The sequence below is a fragment of the Methanomassiliicoccus luminyensis B10 genome, assembly GCF_000308215.1.
In the GTDB taxonomy this organism is placed as follows: Archaea; Thermoplasmatota; Thermoplasmata; order Methanomassiliicoccales; family Methanomassiliicoccaceae; genus Methanomassiliicoccus; species Methanomassiliicoccus luminyensis.
The window spans coordinates 139,796-157,230 of record NZ_CAJE01000015.1 but is presented as its reverse complement, the minus strand read 5'-3'; the positions used below and the strand labels follow the sequence as shown (position 1 = coordinate 157,230).

The 17,435-nt window shown below is 64.5% G+C and carries 19 protein-coding genes; 8 read left to right on the top strand and 11 right to left on the bottom strand.

The genetic code is table 11. The annotated features are described in order from the left end of the window. Positions 1-3 precede the first annotated feature (3 nt). Positions 4-984: a bifunctional N(6)-L-threonylcarbamoyladenine synthase/serine/threonine protein kinase gene (locus WYS_RS09820; RefSeq protein ID WP_019177998.1), complete on the top strand. Its 981-nt coding sequence runs from the start codon at positions 4-6 to the stop codon at positions 982-984. Here the strand turns inward: WYS_RS09820 and WYS_RS14995 are convergent, their stop codons facing one another. The 4 genes from WYS_RS14995 to WYS_RS09800 form a co-directional block, all read right to left on the bottom strand. Further along, on the bottom strand, positions 985-2,343 hold the full coding sequence (locus tag WYS_RS14995; protein ID WP_019177997.1) for a DHHA1 domain-containing protein: 1,359 nt from the start codon (positions 2,341-2,343) through the stop codon (positions 985-987). A gap of 6 nt (positions 2,344-2,349) precedes the next feature. After that, a complete protein-coding gene (locus WYS_RS09810) occupies positions 2,350-2,805 on the bottom strand; it encodes a 30S ribosomal protein S15 (RefSeq protein WP_026068997.1) in 456 nt (151 codons plus the stop codon). Positions 2,806-2,939: 134 nt separating this feature from the next. Continuing rightward, positions 2,940-3,332, bottom strand: coding sequence for an NUDIX domain-containing protein (locus WYS_RS14990; RefSeq protein WP_019177995.1), 393 nt, complete (start codon positions 3,330-3,332; stop codon positions 2,940-2,942). Beyond that, positions 3,329-3,997, bottom strand: a complete 669-nt coding sequence (locus tag WYS_RS09800) for a fibrillarin-like rRNA/tRNA 2'-O-methyltransferase (protein ID WP_019177994.1) — start codon at positions 3,995-3,997, stop codon at positions 3,329-3,331. The genes WYS_RS14990 and WYS_RS09800 overlap by 4 nt, the downstream gene beginning before the upstream one ends. A gap of 141 nt (positions 3,998-4,138) precedes the next feature. Between WYS_RS09800 and WYS_RS09795 the strand changes: the two genes are divergently transcribed. From WYS_RS09795 to WYS_RS09785, 3 genes are read left to right on the top strand one after another with little or no spacing between them, the layout of a single operon-like run. Then, positions 4,139-4,597, top strand: a complete 459-nt coding sequence (locus WYS_RS09795; protein WP_019177993.1) for a hypothetical protein — start codon at positions 4,139-4,141, stop codon at positions 4,595-4,597. A gap of 57 nt (positions 4,598-4,654) precedes the next feature. Beyond that, positions 4,655-4,948, top strand: coding sequence for a hypothetical protein (locus WYS_RS09790; RefSeq protein ID WP_019177992.1), 294 nt, complete (start codon positions 4,655-4,657; stop codon positions 4,946-4,948). 2 nt (positions 4,949-4,950) lie between these two features. Then, on the top strand, positions 4,951-5,199 hold the full coding sequence (locus tag WYS_RS09785) for a hypothetical protein (protein WP_019177991.1): 249 nt from the start codon (positions 4,951-4,953) through the stop codon (positions 5,197-5,199). Between the two features lie 9 nt (positions 5,200-5,208). On the opposite strand, the gene WYS_RS09780 is transcribed toward WYS_RS09785, so the two are convergent. Beyond that, on the bottom strand, positions 5,209-5,571 hold the full coding sequence (locus tag WYS_RS09780; protein ID WP_019177990.1) for an Hsp20/alpha crystallin family protein: 363 nt from the start codon (positions 5,569-5,571) through the stop codon (positions 5,209-5,211). 116 nt (positions 5,572-5,687) lie between these two features. Between WYS_RS09780 and WYS_RS14985 the strand changes: the two genes are divergently transcribed. From WYS_RS14985 to WYS_RS09765, 3 genes are read left to right on the top strand one after another with little or no spacing between them, the layout of a single operon-like run. Then, positions 5,688-6,458, top strand: coding sequence for an inositol monophosphatase family protein (locus WYS_RS14985; protein ID WP_019177989.1), 771 nt, complete (start codon positions 5,688-5,690; stop codon positions 6,456-6,458). Beyond that, positions 6,455-7,261 (top strand): NAD(+)/NADH kinase, encoded by an 807-nt coding sequence (locus WYS_RS09770; RefSeq protein ID WP_019177988.1) that lies wholly within the window; start codon positions 6,455-6,457, stop codon positions 7,259-7,261. Before WYS_RS14985 ends, WYS_RS09770 begins: the two co-directional genes overlap by 4 nt. Then, positions 7,258-7,638 carry a Mov34/MPN/PAD-1 family protein gene (locus WYS_RS09765; RefSeq protein ID WP_019177987.1) on the top strand — a complete coding sequence of 127 codons (381 nt, stop codon included), beginning with the start codon at positions 7,258-7,260 and terminating at the stop codon, positions 7,636-7,638. Before WYS_RS09770 ends, WYS_RS09765 begins: the two co-directional genes overlap by 4 nt. Before the next feature lie 10 nt (positions 7,639-7,648). On the opposite strand, the gene glmU is transcribed toward WYS_RS09765, so the two are convergent. Beyond that, positions 7,649-8,875: a bifunctional sugar-1-phosphate nucleotidylyltransferase/acetyltransferase gene (gene glmU, locus WYS_RS09760; protein ID WP_019177986.1), complete on the bottom strand. Its 1,227-nt coding sequence runs from the start codon at positions 8,873-8,875 to the stop codon at positions 7,649-7,651. Continuing rightward, positions 8,872-10,173 (bottom strand): phosphoglucosamine mutase, encoded by a 1,302-nt coding sequence (gene glmM / locus WYS_RS09755; protein ID WP_049796325.1) that lies wholly within the window; start codon positions 10,171-10,173, stop codon positions 8,872-8,874. The genes glmU and glmM overlap by 4 nt, the downstream gene beginning before the upstream one ends. Before the next feature lie 365 nt (positions 10,174-10,538). Here glmM and WYS_RS09750 point away from each other — a divergent pair, with 365 nt between their 5' ends. After that, positions 10,539-10,754, top strand: coding sequence for a hypothetical protein (locus WYS_RS09750; protein WP_019177984.1), 216 nt, complete (start codon positions 10,539-10,541; stop codon positions 10,752-10,754). A gap of 71 nt (positions 10,755-10,825) precedes the next feature. Here the strand turns inward: WYS_RS09750 and WYS_RS09745 are convergent, their stop codons facing one another. From WYS_RS09745 to ppk1, 4 genes are read right to left on the bottom strand one after another with little or no spacing between them, the layout of a single operon-like run. Further along, positions 10,826-11,278: a DNA polymerase ligase N-terminal domain-containing protein gene (locus WYS_RS09745; RefSeq protein ID WP_019177983.1), complete on the bottom strand. Its 453-nt coding sequence runs from the start codon at positions 11,276-11,278 to the stop codon at positions 10,826-10,828. 45 nt (positions 11,279-11,323) lie between these two features. Next, positions 11,324-12,889 (bottom strand): Ppx/GppA phosphatase family protein, encoded by a 1,566-nt coding sequence (locus tag WYS_RS09740; RefSeq protein WP_019177982.1) that lies wholly within the window; start codon positions 12,887-12,889, stop codon positions 11,324-11,326. Then, complete coding sequence (locus WYS_RS14980) at positions 12,886-15,159, bottom strand: YfcE family phosphodiesterase (protein ID WP_019177981.1); 2,274 nt, start codon at positions 15,157-15,159, stop codon at positions 12,886-12,888. Before WYS_RS14980 ends, WYS_RS09740 begins: the two co-directional genes overlap by 4 nt. After that, complete coding sequence (gene ppk1, locus WYS_RS09730) at positions 15,146-17,290, bottom strand: polyphosphate kinase 1 (RefSeq protein ID WP_147654322.1); 2,145 nt, start codon at positions 17,288-17,290, stop codon at positions 15,146-15,148. The genes WYS_RS14980 and ppk1 overlap by 14 nt, the downstream gene beginning before the upstream one ends. Positions 17,291-17,435: the final 145 nt, after the last annotated feature.

Genomic DNA, 17,435 nt, shown 5'->3' with positions numbered 1-17,435 from the left:
GAAATGATCTGCCTGGGCATCGAGGGCACCGCGCACACCTGCGGGGTGGGGATCGTCGACGATAAGGCCAATATCCTGGCCAACGAGCTGGACATGTACCGCCCCGAGAAGGGGGGAATCCACCCGAGGGAAGCGGCCAACCACCACTCTGACGTCGTGGTGCCGCTGATCAAGAAGGCCACCGAGGTCGCCGGCATCAAGCCCCGCGACATCGACGTCATATGCTTCTCCCAGGGTCCCGGCCTGGGCCCCTGCCTGAGGACGGTGGCCACCGCCGCCCGCGCCCTCGCCATATCGCTCCACAAGCCCCTGCTCGGCGTCAACCATTGCATCGCCCACCTGGAGATCGGGGTGGCCAGGAACGAGGCCACCGACCCTGTCCTGCTGTACGCCTCCGGCGGCAACACCCAGGTCATATCCTTCACCAACGGCCGCTACCGCATCTTCGGCGAGACTCTGGACATAGGCATCGGCAACATGTTCGACAAGCTCGGCCGCGAACTCGGCCTCGGCTACTACGCGGGGCCGACCATCGAGAAGCTGGCCCGGGAGGGGGACAAGCTCATCGATCTCCCCTACTCCGTCAAGGGCATGGACCTGGCGTTCTCGGGCATCATGACCGCCGCCCTGGCCCACCGCGCCAGGGGGGCGAGGGTCGAGGACATCTGCTTCTCGGTGCAGGAGACCTGCTTCGCCATGCTGTCCGAGGTTACAGAGAGGGCGATGGCGCACATCGAGAAGAAGGAGGTGCTCCTCGGCGGCGGCGTCGTGCAGAACAAGCGCCTCCGCGGGATGGTCGAGACCATGGCCCGGGACCGCGGGGCCAGCATGTTCGTCCCCGAGCCGAAGCTGTGCACCGACAACGGGGCCATGATCGCCTGGACCGGCCTCCTGATGCACAACGCCGGTGTCCGCATGAGCGTGGAGGACACCAAGGTCGACCAGCGCTTCCGCACCGATGAGGTAGAGGTCACCTGGCGCTGATCACGCCGCCGCTTTCTTCTGGGCCTTCTGCTCCCCTATCGTCTTGTCCAGGGCGTCGAGGAACTCCTCCTCCTTGCCCTTTGGCACCGTGGCCCCCGAGGCGATCTTGTGCCCTCCGCCGACCCCGCCGACCTTAGCGGCGCTCTCGCGCAGCGCGGCGGCGAGATCGATCCCCCTGTCCAGGAGTTCGAAGGTGCCCCGGGACGATATCTTGACCTCCCCGTTGGTGGCGGCCAGGGTGATGGTCGGCTTGTCGCGGTCGCCGAAGTACTGCATGGTGACCCCGCACAGAATGCCCGACAGTCCGAGGTTCTCGTTCCAGAAGTACTGGATGTTCTCCGCCTTGCTGACGCCGTTCTTGACGACCTTGTCCAGGCCTTCCAGCACCTCGGAGCTGTAGCCCTTGCGCAGCTCCCTGGCGCCGTTCATGGCGTCCCGGTCCCCCAGCGCCATCGCCAGCCCGGTGCTCTCGTTGTTGGAGCGGCCGCAGGCGTTCATCAGGCTGGCCAGGTTCTCCGCGTCCATCTTCCAGGAGGGGAAGTAGTACCGCTCGCGGACCACCTCCTCCAGTGTGCTCATGGGGGTGCCCTGAGCTGCCAGCTTGAGCGCGAGCAGGGAGGACAGCTTCATGCGCTGCTCCTCCTTCAGCGAGGCGAGGTCGGCAGCGGCCGGCACGCCCGCCTCTTCCAGGAGCGCCTTGGCGCCCTCCTCGCTGCCGCTGATGCCGATGACATAGGGGTCGGTGCTGTTGACCAGTCCTTCGAGAAGAGGGCCGTCCGGGAGCAGGGAGCCAGGGCGGGCCTCGATGATGCCCTTCTTCGCGCCCTCCTCGAACAGCCATTTGTTCAGGCCGCTCAGCCCGCGAATGGTCTGCCGGTCCCCGGCGATCCCGCCGAACGCCACCGGCAGGAGGTCCCAGTTCCTTTCGTCCACGCTGATGGCGAAAAGCTCGCATACCGCCGAGGCGGAGGCCGAGGTCATGCCGTCGATATTGGCCAGGTGGGGGTTCACATGCACCACCTTCTCTGAATCCCTGAGGGGGAGGTGATGGTCCATCACGATGACCTTGCAGGGGAGCTTCTCCAGCGCGTCCAGCTGCGAGGAGCCCATATCCGAGACTACCAGGAGCTCGGTGTCCGGGTCGACCTCCGATATCACCTTCTCGGTGAGGCTCTTGGTCATGGTGGCGTGGAAGCGCTTCCCGGCCCGCAGCAGCGTCCCGCAGACCACTCCCGCCGAGGATATGCCGTCGGCGTCGTAGTGCGAGATGACCCGGACCTCGGAAAAACGCTCCAGCTCTTTGGTTGCAATAGAAATGCGGGAAAGGAGTTTGTCAGGGAGCTGGACACTAGGGTCCATCCGCCCTCACTCGATCAGCAGCTCAGCGTTGGCGATGGAATACTGCCAGTCGGCAGGGATCCTGCCCTCGCGCTTGTAGTACTTCACGACGCGCCTGATCTTGGACTCCACCAGCTGCATGTTCCTCTTGTTGGCGATGTCCTTCTTGTTCTCGTTCAGGTGCTGCTGCAGGCTGATGGCCTTGCGCATCAGGGCGATGAGCTCGTCGGGAATGGCGGGCTGAAGCTCGTTCGCCTTCAGGATGTCCGACACGGTCGAACCGGTGGCGAGCTTGACGTCGGGCACGGCGTGCTGGTCCCTGAGAATGAGGCCGATGCGGGCCGAGGTGACGCCGTCCTTGCCCATCTTTACTACCAACTCTTCTATCTCTTCCTTGCTGAGGGGCACCCAAGCTGGATTCTCGGTGATCTGCGGCCGGGCGGACCCGGACTTGCCCCTTCTTCTGGCATGCATGCGAGCCATATGATGAACCTCCAATGTAGTGAATCTGTTAGCGTTTAGTGGTGGCGAGGTTAAGCCAATCCCCGTCCTCATATTTATGTTGTTCGAACTCGGGGGCACCCCTGCCAGCAGGCGAGCGCAGGCCTACGGACAGTTCACGCCGACGTGGACGGCCCTGGGGGAGCGCCGCCCTCTCCACGACGCTGAGAGGCGAGCCGCCCCCTCGCCCACTCTATCAGGGGCAGGTATTGGACCCGGGGGAACGACAGCTCCTGCGGGAGGTCCTCGAACAGGCGCCAGTCCATCTCCCCCTGGCCGGCAGCCGCTCCCAGCTCCCCGGCGAAGACGGTGCCCTCCTCGCCCTCCCCGATCGACGCGACGGGGACGAAGTCGCACCCGGTCTCCTCGCGGAACTCCCTGCGCATGGCGTCCTCGTCGCTCTCCCCCTCCTCTACCTTTCCGCCCGGCATCTCCCAGCCTCCCCGGCGGGGGTTGAAGTTCATGAGGAACCGGCCGCCGCTGAACGCTATCCCATACACGTACCTCACGGCTCTCCCACCGCTATCATGGCGTGGTCCTTCTCCATGGGGTCCAGGCGGACCACCTCTCGCACCTTCAGCCCCGCCTCCCGGAGCTGCCGGCGCGCCTCATCATAGGTCCTCTCGGGGTCCTGGGTCACGTCCTCCGACCTCGACTTGATGACCAGAAGCCCGCTCCTGGCCGAGAACGCCTTGTAGTTCCTGAGGAAGATCTGGGCCTGCCCCTTCTGGGCGATGTCCTGGTAGACGATGTCCGCACCGGGGACGCCGAAGGAGTACTCCCGGGGCTTGGTGGCGTCGGCCAGGAACGGCACCATGTTCGGCCGGGACTCGCACACCGGCACCAGGTCGCGGAAGGAGCGGGGGGAGATCTCCACGCAGTATACCGCCCCATCGGTCACGATGTCGGCCACGTGGGACGTGGTCGTCCCGGACGCCGCCCCCAGGTACAGGACCTTGGAGCTCTTCCGGAACGGGAAGAAGGTCCCGCCGGCCCTCAGGTATGCGGCCAGCTTGCTGCGCGTGGGCACCCATTCCCGGTACTCCGCGCCTCTCCAGCTGATCAGCCGCTCCCCGTACACCGCCCTTCCCGGGGCGGAGTTCCTGGTGTACAGGCGCTCCCGGTCGGAGTACACTCCCTCTTGCTCGGTCGCCTCGATGGCTGCCCCGCTCATATCCGTCAAAATAATGCCCTGGCATAAATAGGTGAGGTATCAGCCTCGCTCGAAGCGGCGGCCCGGCATCCAGACCGGGGGCCCTTTGCTGGCCATCTATATGGTGCACCTTTTTATGTTGAGTTGTCAGTCCCTTTACCGTTGGCCGAACAGGACGACAAGGACCGGCAGATCAAGGAGCTCGCCGAACGCATCAGCAGCCTGGAGAGTTCGCTCAGGGACATCACCAGGCCGTATGCCGAACTGGTGGAGCAGCTGTCCCAGTTCCAGGGGGTGGTCCGGAAGTACTTCCGGCTGCTCGACCTTTATCAGAAGCACGGGGTGATCTCCGTGGACGTGATCCTCCCCCAGGTCAAGGACCCCATCTCCAAGGAGATCATGCGCATCCTGCTCGACCACCCCGGCCACAACATCACCCAGATCGCCGACGAGCTCAGGGCCCGCACCGGCTCCAGCTCCCGGAGGATCGTCCGGTCCAAGCTGGAGGAGCTGGTCAAGGAAGGCCTGGTGGTGGAAGAGAGGGGCAGAAGGTCGAACGCCTACAAAGTGTCCGAGCAGGTGATCCGGAAATGGTCAGAAGTGCTCGGATTGACCAAGTAAGGTGAACGCGGTTAACATGCACGAAGAGCAAGAGAACGAGATGAAGGAGGACGCGACATGAGCGACAGCGAGATGCCCACGGAAGAAGAGCTGCGAGGGATATTCAGGGTCTTCCAGGAGGAGCTCCCGGACCTGCTGGGAAAGCTGACCAAGATCCTGTACGGGGCCCAGGAGAGCGAGGACTACGGGAAGGCGGTAGGGGCGTTCTACAAGACCCTGGTGGAATCGGGGATGACCAGCGAGCAGGCCTTCCAGCTCACCCGGGACTACATGAGCAATATGAACATCGGGAACATCGTGAGGGGCATGTCCTCCGACGAGGACAAGCGGAAGGGGCACAAGGAGGATTGAGCATGGACGCCAAGGACCGCGCCGCGGTGCTGGTGGCGGTCTCCAGCGCCCCCGTCCTGAGCGTCAAGCTCTTGGTATCGTACCTCCGCCTCAAGCGGGCGGCCAACCGGGCCAGGGGGCGGTTCTACAACGGGCTGATAGCGTCGGGCATGCCCCCGAGGGAGGCCAACCGCCTCGCCGACGAGTATGCCTCGGCGATCAGCATCCGGAACATGCTCGGCGAGGCCAAGGGGCCGGGCCGGGAGCCCTGATGCCGAGGCCTAGAACCTCTCCAGCTCGATGCGCTCCTCCTCTTCTTCCTGCGCCATGTCCAGGGTGCCGGAGCGCACCTCGACCCTCTTCCCCCTGATGGGCACCTTGAACGGTATCTCTATCCACAGCATGCTACCGTCGAAGGCCGCATCGGTCTCGTCCACGTTCACGGGGTGGGCGAGGAAGTAGCACCCCCCGATGTTGGCGTCCTCGCGGACCGCGCGGATGCACACGCTCGTTTCCGAGACCTCCAGGTCGATGTCCTCCGTCTTGACCCCTGGCAGCTCCATCTGGATCTTGTACCTCTCCCGGTCGTGGTCTATAACCACTATCGGTGATATTATCGGCATGTACTCGTCAGGCATCGCCATCCCGCTCCAGCATGTGATGCTTGGCACTTGCTGGAATAAAACATTTTTTATGGGATGGGCGCGACGCTGGGCCCCGCTCGAACATGTTAAATCGTTGGTGGCGCGTTACACGGACAATGCGAGAGGCGCTGAGGAGCATAGCCATGCGGGTCCGGGACGCGATACAGGACCTTCCCGACGGGTTCGACCGGGGCGAGGAGCTGTATATCGGCGCGGACGGCACCCCCACCTCGGGCATCGACAAGGTGGCCGAGGACGCCATACTGCGGGCGGTCGACGAGCTGGACCTGGAGGCCAACGTCCTGAGCGAGGAGTGCGGCCTGGTGGACCGTGGGTACGAGGATACTCTGGTGATCGACCCCATCGACGGCACCCACAACGCCGTCATGGGGGTCCCCTTCTACAGCGTGTCCCTGGCGCTGGGCAAGGACACCCTTCTGGGCGTCCGCGACGCCCTGGTCCTGAACCTGGTCAACGGCGACCTGTTCCATGCCGAGAAGGGCAAGGGGGCGACCCTGAACGGCTGCGAGCTAAGGGTGCGCTCCAACGCCGGACCGCCGGCCATGGTGTTCTACATGGGGCGGTGCGTGCACCCCCGCACCTTCGAGCTGGTTAAGCGGGCCTCCCGCGTCAGGGCGATGGGGTGCGCGTCCCTGGAGATGTGCCTGGTGGCCCGGGGGCACTTCGACGGCTACTACTTCAACGCGGAGTTCCATGCCAATTGCATAAGGGTGGTGGACATCGCCGCCAGCTCCCTCGTGCTCAGGGAGGCGGGCGGGGAGCTGGTGGACCTGCGGGGGGACAGGCTGGACATGCCCTTCGATCTTGCCGCGAGGAGCAACTTCCTCGCTTACGGCGACGAGAGGACCAAGGAGATATTGTTATGAGGTTGGGGTTGACAGCGAACGCGGAAGTGCCCGAGGCCCTCAAGCTCGCCAGGAAGGCCATCAGCGAGCTGAAGGGCCAGGACCTGGTGCTGGAGTCGGGCATCGCCCGGATCTTCGGGAAGGAAGGCAGGCCCATCGAGGAGATGGACATCGACGCCCTGGTCACCGTGGGCGGGGACGGCACCATACTGCGCTCCCTCCAGAGGACCGAGGCCCCCATCTTCGGCATCAACGCCGGAGTGCTGGGCTTCCTGACCGAGATGAACGAGGACGGCATCGAGAAGGGCATCAAGCGCATGCTGGAGGGCGACTACTTCATCGACGAGCGCATCAAGCTCAAGACCACCGTGGCGGGGGAGAGGCAGTTCGACGCCACCAACGAGGCGGTCGTCCACACCGCCCACATCGCCAAGATCCGCCACTTCCACGTGTACGTGGACGACCAGCTCGCCCTGGACGTCCGCGCCGACGGGATAATCGTGGCCACTCCCACCGGCTCCACCTGCTACGCCATGGCGGTGGGCTCGCCCATCATCGACCCCCGCGTGGACGCCTTCGTCATCGCGCCGATGGCGCCGTTCAAGTTCGCCGCCCGGCCCATGGTGGTGCCGGCGTCCAGCAAGGTCCGCATCGAGGTCGCCAAGCCCAAGCCGTGCATGTGCGTCATCGACGGGCAGCAGGAGAAGGAGATGGAGGGGCTGGAGGCGGCGGAGTTCTCTATTTCCGAGAACAAGGCCCGCTTCATCCGCTTCGAGCGGGACTTCTACACCCGGATACGCGAGAAGATCGTGTGCATGCTATGAGCGAAAAGAGGAAAGTGTGGGGGATCGAGGCCGACGTCCTGGACATGGTCAACGACGCCGCCAAGGGCTCGTTCCCCCACGAGTTCGCGGCGGTCCTGCGGGCCGAGAAGGGCATCATCACCGAGATCCTGCTCTTGCCGGGCAGCATATCCACGGAGTACTCTGCCACGGTGACGCTGCACAACCTCCCCATCGACCTCAGCGTGGTGGGCACGGTGCACTCCCACCCCGGACCGAGCAACCGCCCCTCCGAGGAGGACCTCCACCTCTTCGGCAGCTTCGGCAACACTCACATCATCACCTGCCTGCCCTTCGACATGAAGAGCTGGCGGGCCTACGACTGGAAGGGCGACGCGGTCGAGCTCGAAGTGCTTTGATCCAGCAAGCTCACAGCACCTTGCTGCCCGGCCCGATGCTGCCCTTCACCGCCGCCCCCGGCCCGATGACCGAGTTCTCGTGGATGATGGTCCCGGCGTCGATCATGGCGTTGATGCCGGTCTTGACATCGTCCCCCATGATGACCCCCAGCTTCCGGCGCCCGGAGTCGATGAGCTGCCCCTTGATGGCGACCTTCACCGGGCGGTCGTCGAAGCGCAGGTTGGCCACCTTGGTGCCGGCGCCGAGGTTGCACCTCTCCCCGATGAGGCTGTCCCCCACGTAGTTATGGTGGGGCACGTGCGACTTGGACATGATGATGGAGTTCTTGACCTCCACCGCGGCGCCGACCTTGACCCCCGGCCCCAGGCAGGTGGACGGGCGGATGTAGCAGTTGGGCCCGATGTCGCAGCCCTCCGAGATGTACACCGGCCCCTCGATGTACGCTCCCGAGCGCACCCTGGCCCCATTCTCCACCACCACCTCTCCGATCAGTGTCGCCCCCGGCTCCACGGTGCCCTCCACCCTGCCCCTGACGCGGGCCATGAGGATCTCGTTCGCTCTCAGCATATCCCATGGGCGGCCCACGTCGATCCAGCCCTCGCTGATGTTCTCGACGAGGACCTCCTTGTCCTTCGCCAGCGCGTTCAGGGTGTCGGTGATCTCGTACTCCCCGCGCTTCGATTTCGGGGTGGCCTTGATGCCCTCGAAGATGTCGGTATTGAATACGAACACCCCGGCGTTGATGAGGTTGGTGGGGGGGTTCTCCGGCTTCTCGTGGATCTTGATGAGGCGGCCGCCGGACTCCTCGATGACCCCGAACCTCTGGGGGTCCGGGACCGTGACGGTGCCCATGACCGCGCTCCCGGAGGACTTGAACTTCTCCAGCATCCTCCTGATGTCGTCCTCGAACACCACCACGTCGCCGTTGACGCACACGAACGGCTCGTCGATGACCCCGGCGGCGCACCCGATGGCGTGGGCGGTGCCCAGGCGCTCCTTCTGCTCCAGGTACGAGATCCTCAGCCCGAGCCGGGAGCCGTCGCCGTAGTACTCCTTGATCTTGTTGGCCTTCCACCCCACCAGGATGTGGATGTCCTTGATCCCCTGGGACGACAGCGCCTCCAGGGTGTGGGACAGGAACGGCCTCCCCGCCACCAGCAGCAGCGGCTTGGGGATGTTGGAGGTGAGGGGGCGAAGCCTGGTGCCCTCTCCCGCGGCAAGCACCAGCGCCCTCATCTCAGGCACCCCTCCACGATGTTCAGCCCCACGGCCTCCAGCCTCTTCAGCTCCTCCCGGTCCCTCGCCTCCACGGTCATGCGGACCTTTGGTTCCGTGCCCGACAGCCGCACCAGGAACCACCCGTCGGGGAACTCCGCCCGGAACCCGTCCAGGGTGAGCAGGCGGTCGCAGTCGAGGCCCTGCATGGCCGCCGCCAGGCCGTCTTTAATCCGGCTTTTGCGGGAGCTGTCGAACTTGAAGGAATGCCTCGCCGCCGGGAACGAGGGCAGCTCGTCCAGCAGGTCCGAGATCTTGGCCTCCGAGGCCATCCTGGCCAGGAGGGCGCCGGCGTACACCCCGTCGGGGCAGTAGGTCTCCTTGGGGAATATGTAGGTGCCCGAGGGCTCCCCGCCGAAGTCCAGCCCGCTCTTCTTGAGCGCTTCGGCGACGTACACGTCCCCGACCTTGCACCTCACCACCTCGCCCACCAGGTCGTCCAGGACCATGGACGCGTCCATCGGCGCCACGATGCCCTGGGCCTTCATGGCCGAGGCGAACAGGGCGATGAGCCTGTCACCAGAGATGAAGCGGCCGCGATCGTCCACCGCCACCATGCGGTCCCCGTCCCCGTCGTGCGCTATCCCCAGGTCCGCCTTCCGCTTCAGCACCGTATCCTTGAGGTCCTGCAACGCCTCCTCGGTCGGCTCCGAGGTCCGCCCGGGGAAGAAGCCGTCGGGATTGGCATTCAACGTCACCAGGCCGCAGCCCAGGGTCCGCAGGGCCAGCGGACTGACCGAAGTAGTGGCCCCGTTGCCGCAGTCCAGAACGACCTTCGAGGACGCCGAGCCGATCGAACGCACGATCGCGTCGATGTGCCGGTCCGCCGCCCCTTGGAGCGCCTGGACGCTGCCGACACGTCTCCAGTCCTTGCGGTCGGCCTTCTTGCCCAGTATGCGCTCCTCCACCTCGTTCATCTGGAGGGAATCGAACGCGGACCCGTCGGGGTTCCAGATCTTGACACCGTTGTACTGCGGGGGGTTGTGCGAGGCCGTGACCATTATGCCGCAGCGATGGGACGCGGCCTCCCTTGCCAGAGTGGGCGTCGGGACCATGCCCGCGTCATGCACCTCCGCGCCCACCGAGGTGGCGCCGGCCACCAGGGCGCTGGAGACCATGTCCCCGCTGGTGCGGGTGTCCCTGGCCTGCACGATGTCGGGGTACTCGCTGCCCACCGCCTCGCCTATGCTGACCGCTAGCTCAAGGGTGAAATCCTGACCTACCTCTCCCCGAATCCCCGAAGAACCGAACAAGGACATCTTTTCAAGCTCACCCAGGTAGTAGACGCGGGAGGCATATAATTTTTCTGTGGCCGTCCGATTAAAATAATGGGGGATGGCGTTATATATCGGATATCGACATATCGGCATAACACGAGCCGAGGTCTGGCATCGTATCCGGCCGCTCAGCAACTAGCAACATGGTTGATTCTCCGCGGGAAAATGAGCCAGAAGGAACGCTATCCTACCAGTTTTTAAGTATATAATGAGTTTTCAATGCCCCTTTGGTGATACTGGATGCGCAACATTATGAGAAAATTATTATATATGGGTCTGGGCCATTACAATCTGGGTCGTATGGCCAACATGGGCCCAATATAGCACAGGAGGGAAAATCATTGGTCATGGAACAGATCGGTGTCGAGAAGGCCAAGGAAATCGCCAAGAAGAAGGGCCTGAAGCCTGGCAGGGTTAAGGGAACGAACGGGATTCAGTTCACTAAGGGATCCAACGACCGCCTTGAGATCATTCCCTGGGAAGACTTTGAGAAGACCCTCAAGTCCAGGGGCCTCGGCGTCTACGAGTCCGGCGGCTGGATGAAGATCATGAAGAAGGCATAAGCCCTTCCGTATCCAACACTCTTAAGTAATGAGGCCCGCGGGCCTCCCTAATTTCCTTTCACGCTTCTAGCTTATTTGGTCCTCATCAGGAGCCAGTTCTTGTTGTCCTGCTCCTTGCCCTTGAACCTCACCAGCGCATAGGTGCCCCTCAGCCTGCTGCCGCGGAGCTCGAACACGATCTTCTTGTCGTCCCGCTCCAGCACCTCCAGGCCGCCCCGGTCCAGTATCTCGACCTTTCCGGCACCATATTCGCCAGGAGGGATGATCCCATGAAAATCGGCATAGGCCACCGGGTGGTCCTCGGTCTGCACCGCTAAGCGTTTAATTTTCAGTTCCTCCGGGACGCCCTTGGGCACCGCCCAGCTCTTCAGGGTGCCGTCCATGAGCAGCCGGAGGTCGTGGTGATGGGAGGAAGCGTAATGATCGTGCACCACGAAGAACGGCTCCTCCGATCCTCCGCCTTCCGACGGCTCCGGGGTCTTTGAGAAATCGCGCTTGGCCTTGTACTCCTCGAGCTGCGCCATCACGTCAGGGATGGCATCGAGGCCGAATAATCGTTTCTGCTGCAGCTAGGGTACTCTGATGATGTCCACCCTGAGGTCGCGGTCGAAGGCCCGCTTGAACGCCTTGGCGTCGCTCTCCACCCCCCATATCTCCAGGGAGGCGTCCCCGGCGGCAGCGCCCTCCAGCAGCACCGTGTCCTTGCCCTCCTTCTTGAGCGCCACCGATCTCATCAGCCCGGTGTGGCTGCGGTCCAGCTCCTCCGCCAGCCGGAGGAACGCGGACAGGGTGATAATGACCTGCTGGGCCCGCAGGTCCAGCCCCTCCATCTCGGGGTCCTTCTTCTTAGGCACTTTCTTCCGATGGTACCTGGTGAGGTTGGCCATGATGGCGATCTCCCGCTCATCGAAGCCCAGGAGGTCGGCGTTCCTCACGATGTAGTACGAATGCGCCTGGTGATTGGTGAATGAGATGAAGTCCCCCACGTCATGGAGATAGGCAGCGTACTTCAGCACCTCTCGCTCCTTGTCCCCCAGGCTGTGCAGGCCGGCCTGCTTGGCGCTGTCGAACAGGGCCAGGGCGAGGCGGACCACCGTCTCGGCGTGCGGCTCGTCGATATTGCAGGAACGGCCCAGCTGCAGCACGCTGGTCTCCCGGACCGACATGCGCCCCGCATGGGGATAGCCCTCGATCTTGGAGAGATAGTCGACCAGCAGCCCGTCGCGGACCCCCCGGTCGCTGACCACCAGCTCGTCGATCTTCAGCTCCTCCATGATGGTCTCCAGGATGGCGGCCCCGCCCACGATGATGTCCGCGCGCTCGGGATTGAGGCCGGGGACCTTCCTCCTCTCCGCCAGAGGCAGGGACCTCAGCATGGCGGACACTTTCTTCAGGTGGGCGAGCTTCAGGGAGTTGACCTTCCCCCCGCAGGTCCGGGAGGCGATATCGGCCAGGTTCATCACCGTGCCGGAGCTGCCGATGGCCATGTCCACCTTGCTCAGGGAGATAGAGTGCGCCGAGTGGACCAGCAGGCCCCGCACGTGCTTGCGCATCTTATTGTAAACTGAGTCATCCACCGGGCCCTCCCGGTCCCCCTCCTCGACGTACATCCCGGTGATCCTGATGGCGCCGAGCTTGAGGCTGTCCAGGTAGCTGTAGTTCTCCTGGGTGCCGATGGCCAGCTCGGTGCTCCCGCCCCCCAGGTCCACGAACAGGGCGGTGCGGTCCGTGAGCTCCACGGCGGAGCTGACGCCGAGGTAGACCAGGCGGGCCTCCTCCACACCCGAGATGATGCCCATGTCGATCCCCGCCTCATCGTGCAGCCGCTCCACCAGCACGGCCTGGTTCTTGGCCTCCCGGGCGGCCGAGGTAGCCACGGCGATGATCTCGTCGGCGCCGTAGGTGCGGGAAAGCTCCGCGAACTTGCGGCATACATGGACGGTCCGGTCCATGGCATCCCGGCGGAGGGTGTGGTCGATGAACTCGTTCTCGCCCAGGCGCACCACCTCCTTCTGCTGGCTCAGCACGGTGTAGGAGAAGTTGGGATTGAGGCGCACCACCAGCATGCGCACGGAGTTGGTTCCGATGTCCAGGAACGAGACCACATGGTCGGCGCGGGGGACTGACTGCATCATGATATCGACAACCTCTTGTCGAAGGTCCTCTCGAACAGGTCGCCCTTCCTCAGCCCCCACTCGATCTCGGGGGCGGCGTCGGCGTCCGACACCACTGTGAGAGCGACCCTGTCACCGGCGATATGGCACTTCACCTCCTTAACTACCCCGCCGTGGGTGCGGTCCAGGCCGTCGGCGATCCTGAGAATTGAAGCGAGCTTCAGCACGATGCTGCGGGCCTCCTCGTCCAGCTCGGCGAGATCGGGCTCGTCGCCGCCGGGCATGCGCTTGCGGTGGTAGCGGGCCACCAGGGCGACGGTCCTCCGGTCCTCGCTGCCGAACGGTAGCTTCTGCTCCATGATGAGGCGGCAGGAGGCCTTGTGATGTCCCTTCCCTCCCTCCGAAAGACCGATGTCGTGCAGCAGGCACGCCGCCTCGAGAAGGTCCTCCTCTCTCTTTCCCAGGCCGTGGAGGGGCCCCAGCTCGCGGAACAGCGTCCTCGCCAGCCTCGCCACCTGCTCCGAGTGGGGGCGGTCCGGGTCCAGCTTCCTGGCCGCTTCCAGGCCTCCTTGCCCCTTTTTGGGAGGCTTCCCCCTCTCCCCCAGCGCCTCGCTGCTGGTCAGCCCTCTGCGCAGCGCCTCTCCCAGCTCGGGAGGGAGCCCCTTCTCGCTCATGGCCCTGACCGCCGCCTCCACGTCGTACCCGACCCGGCGCTGGCGGACCGAGAAGTCCCCGGTGTCCAGGATGGCGTACGATGCCCGGGGGTCGTGGTCCCCGGGCCTGCCGACGCTGCCGGGGTTGAGGAACAGCACTCCCTTGACCTTTCGGACCAGGGGCTTGTGCGAATGCCCCACCATCACGATGTCGGCGTCCGCTGTCCTGGCCAGCTCGGCCAGCCGGGCCTCGCCGGTCTCCGGCCCGATGTGTTCGTCCGGGTCCGCGGGGCTCGCGTGCACCAGCAGGAGCCTCTTCCCGAGCACCTCCAGGCGCAGCTCCGGCGGCAGCGACCCTATGAACTTCAGGCTGTCCTCCGACAGCTCCCCGGCCGCCATGGACACCACTGTTTCCTTGGCGGAACCGGCCTTGGGGCGCTGAGAGCTCCGGGCCGCATCCAGGACCTTGAGGTCGAAGTTACCGGCCACGCTCAGGAACAGGTCGCCGCTCAGCTCCCTCACCACCTCTTCGGGGTACGCACCATACCCCACCATGTCGCCCAGGTTCAGGAAGCCGGCGACCCCGTTCTTCCTGGCGTCGTCCAGCACCGCCCTCAGGGCGTCCAGGTTGCCGTGGACGTCGGAGATGACCCCCAGCCTGGCGGGCCCGTGGACGTCGGCCAGGGGGATGGAAAGGTCCTTTGACGCCAGTCCGGAGCGGAACCGCTCCACCGCCTGCTCGAAGAAGCGCCGGGACCGCAGACCGCCCCACAAGGGGACCAGCTCCCCGTACAACTTGTTCCGCTCCTCCTCCCGGTCCTTCCTTATGGCTTCCAGCCCCCGCTCCACCGCCTGCGCCTTCTCCCGGGGAGCGCGGACCTCTTCCTCCAGGGCGTCGAGGCCGGAGAGCCAGACGTCGCAGTCGTGCATCTCCCCCAGGGTGTCCTGGACCCGCTTCATCACGCCTATCTCCTCCTCCAGCTCGTCGTCGAAGAGGGGCTTGAACGCCTCTATGGTGTAGCGCAGCCTCTTGGCAGCGATGCGCATGGCATGGTGCCGCTCCTTGGCATCAGGGTCGCCAACGCAGTCCTCCAGTTCGAGCAGCGCCTCGGTCCGCGAGAAGACATTGGCCAGACCCACGGCGAAAGATGCCTTGCTCCGCACGTCGGCGTGCCCGGAGCTCAGCTTCTCCACGGCCTTCTCCAGGAAGGCCACCATCTCGTCCAGCGACCCATCTTCCTTGAGATCGTCCAGCCAGCCGACCAGCTGAGGCTGCAGGTCCTTCCGCCGGGCCTTCTTAGATTCCAGTATGACCTCCAGGCCCTCGCGGGAGGCGTCCCCGGATCGCTCCATAAGCTCCTGGAGGTACCCGGCCTGCACGTCCAGGTCCCTCGCCTCCCCGAGAGCCCCGGTGATGCCCTTGACGCACTTCTTCCACCGGCCGTACTGGCTGTCCTTAAAGCAGGAGCTGAAGATGGGCAGCCCGGCCCGGAGGCGGCGGGATGCCACCCTCATGTCGTGGACGGCGTCCGCGTCCATCTTGCGGATGTCCTTGGCCAGGCCCTCCAGCTCGGCGGCGTGCTCCAGGAGCATGGACGCGCCCAGCAGGCAGAAGCCGGGGTCCTCATTTTTCCCCATGCCAGATCCCCCTGTTCTCCAGCAGCCACACCTGGGAGTCCAGCGGCTCCTCGCCCTCCTTCCTCTGGACCCTGGCCCAGGTCCCGTCGCCGCGCAGCTCCCGCGCTTTCACGTTGTCGTGCAGGTGGACCTGGAGGATGTATTTCAGCACCGCTTCCCTGATCTTCTTGTCCCGGACCGGGAAAAGCTCCTCCACCCTGCGGTTGAGGTTGCGGGGCATCAGGTCGGAGGAGCCGAGATATATCTCCTCGTCGCCGCCGTTCTGGAAGTAGTATATCCTGGAGTGCTCCAGGAACCGGGAGACGATCGACACCACCCGGATGTTGTCGCTCACCCCCGGCACCCCCGGTTTGAGGCAGCACAGCCCCCGCACGTTCAGATCGACCTTGACCCCGGCCATGGAGGCCCGGTACAGCGCCTGGATCATGCCCTTGTCGATGAGGGAGTTCAGCTTGAAGGCCAGGTAGCCGTTCCCCATCTCCTTGTGCACCGCTATCTCCCTCTCGATCCTCTCCTCGATCCCCCTGCGGATGCCTCCCGGGGAGACCAGGAGCTTGCGGTACTCGCCCTGCACGCAGTAGCCGGTGAGGCTGTTGAACAGGTCGGAGACGTCCGAGGCTATGGCGGGGTCGCTGGTAAGATACCCGATGTCCCCGTAGATCCTGGCCGTCTGGGTGTTGTAGTTTCCGGACGACAGGTGGCAAATGCGGACGATCCCGTTCCTGCTCCTCCTCACGATAAGGCACATCTTGGCGTGCACCTTGATGTCCACCGCGCCGTACACCACGTGCACGCCGGCATGTTCCAGCTGCCTAGCCCAGGAGATGTTGGCGGTCTCGTCGAACTTCGCCTTCAGCTCCAGCACCGCGGCTACCTGCTTGCCGTTGCGGCGCGCCTCCATCAGCGCCTCCACCAGGGGGGAGTTGGAATCGATGCGGTAGAAGGTGATCTTGATGGCCATCACGTCGGGGTCCACCGCCGCCTGCTTCAGCAGCCCCACGATGGGCTGGAAGCTGTCGTAGGGATGGTACAGCAGAACGTCCCGGGAGCGGACGCTCTCCAGGATGGTCTTCTCGTCCGCCAGGGCGCGGGGGATGAAGGGGAGGAAGGGGGAGTCCAGCAGATCAGGCCGCTGAAGCTTGTGGAGCTGCCACAGGTCTGCCAGGGCCAGGGGGGCGGAGGAGCGGTACACCAGCTGATCGGACAGGCCGAGATTGCGGGCCAGCATGTCCGCCATGCGCCCGGGCATGCCCTCGTCCACCTCCAGGCGGACCGGCTCTCCCACCCTCCTCGACTCCAGCCCCTCCTCCACCGCGGTAAGAAGGTCGGAGGTCTCGTCGAGCTCGATCTCGATCTCGGCGTCCCGGGTGACCCTGAAGGCGTGGGCGGCGACGACCTTCATCCCGTGGAACAGCAGGTCCAGGTTCGCTTTCACCAGATCTTCCAACAGTACGAAGTGCTGGTCCGAGGACCTGGCCGGCCGGCCGTGCTCCACCCGCACGAACCGGGGGAACAGCCCGCCCCCGGGCACCTTGAGCCGGGCGAACTTCTCGCGGCCGCTGTCGTCGTGGATCACCACCGCGAGGTTGATGGCCCCGCTGGATATGAACGGGAAGGGGTGGTTGACGTCGAACGCGAGAGGGGTCAGTATCGGGAACAGGCTGCCCTCGAAGTACTCCCTCAGCCCGGCCCGCTGCTCCTCGTCGAGGTCCGTCATGCGGTGGATGTGGATGCCCTCGGCGTCAAGCTTGGGGAGGAGGTACTTCCCCCAGGCATAGGCATATTCGTCCACCAGGCGGTCGACCTCTTCCTTGATGGCCTCAAGCTGCTCCTGGGGGGTCGTTCCGTCCGGGGGCAGCTCCAGGGCGCCCCTCTCCGACTGGCGCCTCAGGCCCGGCACGCGGGACATGAAGAACTCGTCCATATTGCTGCCGCAGATGGCCAGGAACTTCGCTCTCTCCAGCAGGGGGTGGGTATCGTCCATGGCCTCTTCCAGGACCATCCGGTTGAACCTCAGCCAGCTGAGCTCCCTGTTCAGGTAGAGCCTGGGGTCTTCCAGGGAAGTGATGCCGTCCACACCTTCGCCCGCTTCCTTGTTCCTCGGCACGACAGGACTATCTGAATCCGCCATTATTAGAACTCCCCATCTCGGTCCCTAGATGCCGGGGCGAGGATATAATCCTACCACGATGGTGTTCCCAGCGTTGCTCCGAAGTCGGTCCTGAAATATAGTCAAGACAATATAATTCACGCAGTCTACGTAGAAATATTTCGGC

Bases quoted from the DNA above. Each gene is read 5' to 3' on its own strand.
- WYS_RS09780 (WP_019177990.1), bottom strand. From the start codon at position 5,571: ATGGCGATGCCTGACGAGTACATGCCGATAATATCACCGATAGTGGTT.
- WYS_RS09820 (WP_019177998.1), top strand. From the start codon at position 4: ATGATCTGCCTGGGCATCGAGGGCACCGCGCACACCTGCGGGGTGGGG.
- WYS_RS09750 (WP_019177984.1), top strand. From the start codon at position 10,539: ATGGAACAGATCGGTGTCGAGAAGGCCAAGGAAATCGCCAAGAAGAAG.
- WYS_RS09790 (WP_019177992.1), top strand. From the start codon at position 4,655: ATGAGCGACAGCGAGATGCCCACGGAAGAAGAGCTGCGAGGGATATTC.
- WYS_RS09770 (WP_019177988.1), top strand. From the start codon at position 6,455: ATGAGGTTGGGGTTGACAGCGAACGCGGAAGTGCCCGAGGCCCTCAAG.
- glmU (WP_019177986.1), bottom strand. From the start codon at position 8,875: ATGAGGGCGCTGGTGCTTGCCGCGGGAGAGGGCACCAGGCTTCGCCCC.
- WYS_RS09765 (WP_019177987.1), top strand. From the start codon at position 7,258: ATGAGCGAAAAGAGGAAAGTGTGGGGGATCGAGGCCGACGTCCTGGAC.
- WYS_RS09745 (WP_019177983.1), bottom strand. From the start codon at position 11,278: ATGGCGCAGCTCGAGGAGTACAAGGCCAAGCGCGATTTCTCAAAGACC.
- ppk1 (WP_147654322.1), bottom strand. From the start codon at position 17,290: ATGGCGGATTCAGATAGTCCTGTCGTGCCGAGGAACAAGGAAGCGGGC.
- WYS_RS09800 (WP_019177994.1), bottom strand. From the start codon at position 3,997: ATGAGCGGGGCAGCCATCGAGGCGACCGAGCAAGAGGGAGTGTACTCC.
- WYS_RS14980 (WP_019177981.1), bottom strand. From the start codon at position 15,159: ATGGGGAAAAATGAGGACCCCGGCTTCTGCCTGCTGGGCGCGTCCATG.
- WYS_RS09740 (WP_019177982.1), bottom strand. From the start codon at position 12,889: ATGATGCAGTCAGTCCCCCGCGCCGACCATGTGGTCTCGTTCCTGGAC.
- WYS_RS09810 (WP_026068997.1), bottom strand. From the start codon at position 2,805: ATGGCTCGCATGCATGCCAGAAGAAGGGGCAAGTCCGGGTCCGCCCGG.
- WYS_RS09785 (WP_019177991.1), top strand. From the start codon at position 4,951: ATGGACGCCAAGGACCGCGCCGCGGTGCTGGTGGCGGTCTCCAGCGCC.
- glmM (WP_049796325.1), bottom strand. From the start codon at position 10,173: ATGTCCTTGTTCGGTTCTTCGGGGATTCGGGGAGAGGTAGGTCAGGAT.
- WYS_RS14995 (WP_019177997.1), bottom strand. From the start codon at position 2,343: ATGGACCCTAGTGTCCAGCTCCCTGACAAACTCCTTTCCCGCATTTCT.
- WYS_RS14985 (WP_019177989.1), top strand. From the start codon at position 5,688: ATGCGAGAGGCGCTGAGGAGCATAGCCATGCGGGTCCGGGACGCGATA.